Below are 5,314 nucleotides of genomic sequence, written 5' to 3'. Positions count from 1 at the left end.
AGATTAAAATAACTTTTTGTTAATAAAATCGAAACCTTTATATATGATGAAGTGCAAGTATTATTTAGTTACAAAAACTAACTAAAAGATTTACATTAATAATTGTTGATAAATTTTTAATAAATTCTTTTAATTCTTTATTTGGTCCGAAAAATCAAATTCATTTGGTTAAAACGATTGATTAAATGGATTATTTGAATTTAAATAGAATTAATTCCTTTAATTATTTATTGATGATTAATTTGTATTTATTTGGTTATTTAAATAAATTGATGGTCTTTAAATCTTTAGTTTAATTTTAATGTATTTGTTGAAACTTCGAATTTCATTTGTTTGTATTTGACCAATCCATTTATTTGGATTATTGATTAAATTCAAGCATTGATTAAATAATTAAAATTAATTCTAATGTAAATTGATATTTCTGTGCCATCAATGATTATTAATGATCTTTTATTATTGTAACTCGGTGACATTTAATGTGACCGTCATATTCATTATTCATTATTAATTATTCACAAAAAACTAAGAGGAGTTGAAAATCATGGCTGATGGAGAACTTAAAATTAAAGTTGCAGAAACTTTATCTCAAAATGATGTAGGAAAAAATATAGCTAAACTAGATATGGAATCTATGTTTAAACTTGGCCTTAAAGATGGAGATTTAATCGAAATTATTGGATCTAAAACTACTGCAGCCATTGCAGTTGCTTCTCAATCTGATATGGAATCTATCATTAGGATAGATGGTACTACCCGTAAGAATTCCGGTGCTTCAATAGGACAGGAAGTTACCATTAAAAGAGCTGAAGCAAAAGAGGCTAAAAAGATTCTTTTAGCTCCTATTGATGCAAGAATCAGGATTAGCGGGGATTTAAACAGCGCCTTTAGAAACCAAGTTATGGTTAAAGGCGACTTGGTAAATACTAGAGTCAAAGCTCCACAAAGAAGACCTGTCGGTGGAGGATTCTTTGATGATATATTTGATGATATCATGAATGTTCCAGGAATCGGTGCAATGAGTCAAATCAAGTTGGCTGTTGTAAACACCAGCCCTGGAGGAGTAGTTAAAGTAGGTCCTAACACCAAGGTTGAAGTCGCTGATGAACCTGTTGATGTCTCTGATTTGGAAGGTGTATCTAACCTTGTAGGAATCAGTTACGATGATATTGGAGGTTTGAAAGAGGAAGTCAAGAAAGTCAGGGAAATGATTGAAATTCCTCTTAAGAAACCTGAATTATTTGAAAAGTTAGGAATAGCTCCTCCAAAAGGAGTATTGATGCATGGACCTCCAGGTACTGGTAAGACCTTGCTTGCAAAGGCTGTAGCTAACGAAAGTGATGCTCACTTCATTGTAATCAATGGTCCTGAAATCATGAGCAAATATGTTGGTGGATCTGAAGAAAACCTAAGGGAATTCTTTGAAGAAGCTGAAGAAAATGCTCCGTCCATTATATTCATTGATGAATTGGATGCTATTGCACCTAAACGTGAAGAAACTCAAGGTGAAGTGGAAAGAAGAACTGTTGCACAGTTATTGACCTTGATGGATGGTCTTAATTCAAGAGGTCAAGTTGTTGTAATCGGTGCAACAAACAGGCCTGATTCCCTTGACGGTGCACTTAGAAGACCTGGTAGGTTTGACCGTGAAATTGAAATCGGTGTACCTGATAAGGACGAACGTAAAGAGATCATGGAAATCCACACAAGGGGAATGCCTCTTGCAGAAGATGTGGATTTGAATGATTTGGCAGATACCACTCATGGATTTGTAGGTGCAGACCTTGAAGCATTGGCTAAGGAAGCAGCTATGAGAGTTGTGAGAAGAATCATTCCTGATTTAGGTGCTGACGATGAGATCCCTCCTGAAGTATTGGAAAAACTTGTAGTAACCAAGGATGACTTCAAGTCTGCACTTAGGGAAATCCAACCATCTGCACTTAGGGAAGTTCTTGTACAAGTTCCAAATGTTACCTGGGACGATGTAGGTGGATTGGAAGAAGCTAAACAGGAATTGAAGGAAGCTGTAGAATGGCCTCTCAAATACCCAGACAAGTTCAAGGATTTCGGTGTAAGGCCACCTAAAGGTACCTTATTGTATGGTATTCCAGGTACCGGTAAGACCATGCTTGCAAAGGCTGTAGCAAACGAAAGTGAAGCTAACTTCATCGCAATCAAAGGACCTGAACTCTTGTCCAAATGGGTTGGTGAGTCTGAGAAAGGTGTAAGGGAAGTCTTTAGAAAAGCAAGACAAACCGCTCCTACTGTAATCTTCTTTGATGAAATCGATTCAATTGCAAGTAACAGAGGTGGAGAGTTTGGAGATTCTGGAGTAACCAAACGTGTTGTAAATCAATTGCTGACTGAAATGGATGGTCTTGAAGAATTGGAAGATGTTGCAATCATTGCAGCTACCAACAGACCGGACATTATCGATCCTGGTCTCATGAGACCTGGAAGATTTGACAGACACATTAAGGTCGACACTCCAAATGAAGATGCAAGACTTGCAATATTCAAAGTACACACTAAAGACATGCCTCTTGCAAAAGATGTCAAACTTAAGAAATTGGCTAAAAACACAGAAGGATATGTTGGAGCTGACATTGAAGCTGTATGCCGTGAAGCTGCAATGCTCGCTTTAAGAGATAACATAGAAGCAAGCGAAGTTTCAGCAAAATTCTTCGACGAAGCTATGGAAAAAGTTAAGCCAAAAACAGTTAGTGATGAAGAAGAATTGATCCAATACTTCTAATTGGATTAATCCTTCATCACTTTTTTCCTCCTTAAATCATATTTAATCGCTCAAATCATAATAAATCACACATAAAACACAAATCAAAAACAACAAAACATAAAACACACTATAAAATCTAAGTACATTTTTAATATATCATATATTAATAACCTATAAAAACACTAAAAACACCTATAATGTGCGTAATGAATTAAAGAATAGATTTTTCATACCTTTTATCTATCTTTAATTCATTATCCTCTGTTTATTTTTCTTTTTTCTAATTTTTTATCAACACTCATTTCAAGATCTTTTCTATTATATCTCAACTGATTTTCTTTTTCCTCATTTTCTTAAACTTTTTATTCATTGAAAACATATTTATTAAATAAGAAATAAATTAAGTATAAAGTCATAATCTTAACAATTGTTAATTAATTTGGATTGGGGATTATTATGGATAAGCATGTAATTGAAGCTTTAGGAAAAGCTAGAATAACAGTTCAAGATGGAAAAGTCGTGGATGTAGAAGAATCTAAGATTGAATACTGTCCTTTGTTTCATAAGCATAGAGGAATTGAAAAATTAACTGAAGAAGAAATCAAGAAAAACATAGAGTTCAGAATAGATGACTTTGGAATGTGTACCAAAGATAGGGTATTAAGACTTAAGGACTTCTTATCATTTGGAATCTCTGAAATATTATCCACTTTGCTTGATGAAAATATCATTGACTGTGTAGTAATGGTCTGTGAGGGCTGTGGAACTGTACTTGTTACTGAAAGCGAATTGGCTCAAGGAGTTGGTGGAAGGGTTTCAGGACTTGTTGAAACTAGCCCAATACCAGAACTTATTGAACAGTTCCTTCCAAATCATGTTCTTGATGAGGAAAATGCTTCTATAGATCAAGTGGAAGGATTTAGATTAGCTATTGAAAACGGATATAAAAATATAGCAGTTACCCTTTGTAATCCTGAAGATGGAGTGATTCTTAGGGAATTGGAAAAGGAATACGATGATGTAAATGTTTATCTCTTTGGAGTTCATTCAACCGGATTATCCAGAGAAGAGGCTGAGCTCGTCTTTGACTTTTATGATGTGGTTACTGGATGCGCTTCCAAACCTATTAGAGAAGTTGGTGCAGAAAGAGCCTTATGCTCTGTTGGAACTTCTATTCCAATTTTTGCAGCAAGCGAAAAAGGAAAAGAATTTGTTAAATTGAGATTGGATAAGATTGGAGGACCTAAAAAGAAAACAGGAAATTCAAGAAGTCCTGAACCATTAATTTAGGAATCCCTATTTAAAAATAATTAATATTCTTCTTTTTCTTAAATTTTTATTCTATTTTTAATTTTTAATTTTCATTTTTCTAATTTTTTAACTATTTTTCAATTAATTTAATTGATTTAATAATTAATTTTAAATGTATTGTAAAACATAAATATTATATTATATATTTATTGATTTTATTTATGGAGATTTAAATGTCAAAAGATGTAGTTTTAATATTATCTGGAGGATTGGACTCCTCTACTTTATTGTATAAATTATTGAATGAAGGGAATAAGGTAACTGCACTCAGTTTCAATTATGGTCAGAAGGCATCTATTGAAATTGAAAGGGCAGCTGAAATCTGTAAAATGAATGATGTTCCTCATTTTGTATTTGATATACAGAATATTGTAGATTTGCTTTCAAGCAGTTTGACTGATCAGGATAATGATGATGTCGAAGAGCCAAGAAGCACTGTTGTTCCAAGCAGAAATACAATCTTGCTTGAACTTGCAACTGCATTTGCAATAAGCAACAATAAGGAAGAGGTTTATTATGGGGCAATCAAGGCTGATGTCGGTGATTATCCGGACACCACTCCAGAATTCCTAAAGCAGATTAATGAATTGAATAAAGTAAATAATTATGAATACATTCCTGTTTGCGCTCCATTTATCGACACAGATAAAAAGGATGTAGTAAAGCTTGCTTTGAAATTGGGAGTGCCAATAGAAAAGACTTGGAGCTGTTATGTAAACAATGATGGAACTCCATGTGGTGAATGCTTCAGTTGCAAATCAAGGATAAAAGCTATTGAAGAAGCTAAAAAAGAATTAGGGATGGAATAATTAAATTTATATTATCATTGAATTAAAAAATTAAACTGATTGGAAATTTTTATAAGTTATGGAGAGTATATTTATGTTAACATTAGTATCAGAACATAGAATTTATGGTTGTCACAAATTAAAGAATCAAGGTGGAAAATGCACCCAATGGCATGGACACCAATATAGGGTTATCTTAACCTTAAAGGCACCATATAAGGACTTGGATTATAGGAATATGATTATGGACACCTATGACATTGAAGCTATTTTCAATGAGTTCATTGGTGTTGACCATTTGAATTTAAATGAATTTATGGACTCAGAAGATCCTACCATGGAAGAAATGAGCAAATTCTTCTATGATGGGTTAAAACCTAAAATTGAATGTTTGGTAAGTGTTGGAGTTTATGAAACTCCTGAAACCGGTGTAACTTACGAACCTATGGAATAAACAGGTTCAAATAACTAAATATTG

The 5,314-nt window shown here is 33.4% G+C and carries 4 protein-coding genes; all 4 read left to right on the top strand.

Features of this window, described 5'->3' with window-relative positions; translation table 11 throughout:
* The first annotated feature begins 544 nt into the window (after positions 1–544).
* The 4 genes from ACKI67_RS07850 (at position 545) to ACKI67_RS07835 (ending at position 5,290) form a co-directional block, all read left to right on the top strand.
* Positions 545–2,755, top strand: a complete 2,211-nt coding sequence (locus ACKI67_RS07850; protein WP_407462939.1) for a CDC48 family AAA ATPase — start codon at positions 545–547, stop codon at positions 2,753–2,755.
* 438 nt (positions 2,756–3,193) lie between these two features.
* Positions 3,194–4,027, top strand: a complete 834-nt coding sequence (locus ACKI67_RS07845) for a methanogenesis marker 8 protein (protein ID WP_407462938.1) — start codon at positions 3,194–3,196, stop codon at positions 4,025–4,027.
* A 194-nt stretch (positions 4,028–4,221) separates the two neighbouring features.
* Positions 4,222–4,857: a 7-cyano-7-deazaguanine synthase QueC gene (queC, locus tag ACKI67_RS07840; protein WP_407462937.1), complete on the top strand. Its 636-nt coding sequence runs from the start codon at positions 4,222–4,224 to the stop codon at positions 4,855–4,857.
* Positions 4,858–4,930: 73 nt separating this feature from the next.
* Positions 4,931–5,290 carry a 6-pyruvoyl trahydropterin synthase family protein gene (locus tag ACKI67_RS07835; RefSeq protein ID WP_407462936.1) on the top strand — a complete coding sequence of 120 codons (360 nt, stop codon included), beginning with the start codon at positions 4,931–4,933 and terminating at the stop codon, positions 5,288–5,290.
* Positions 5,291–5,314 lie beyond the last annotated feature (24 nt).

It is taken from the genome of Methanobrevibacter sp., assembly GCF_045577275.1.
Lineage (GTDB): Archaea > Methanobacteriota > Methanobacteria > Methanobacteriales > Methanobacteriaceae > Methanobrevibacter.
This window is presented reverse-complemented; position numbering and strand designations above follow the sequence as displayed.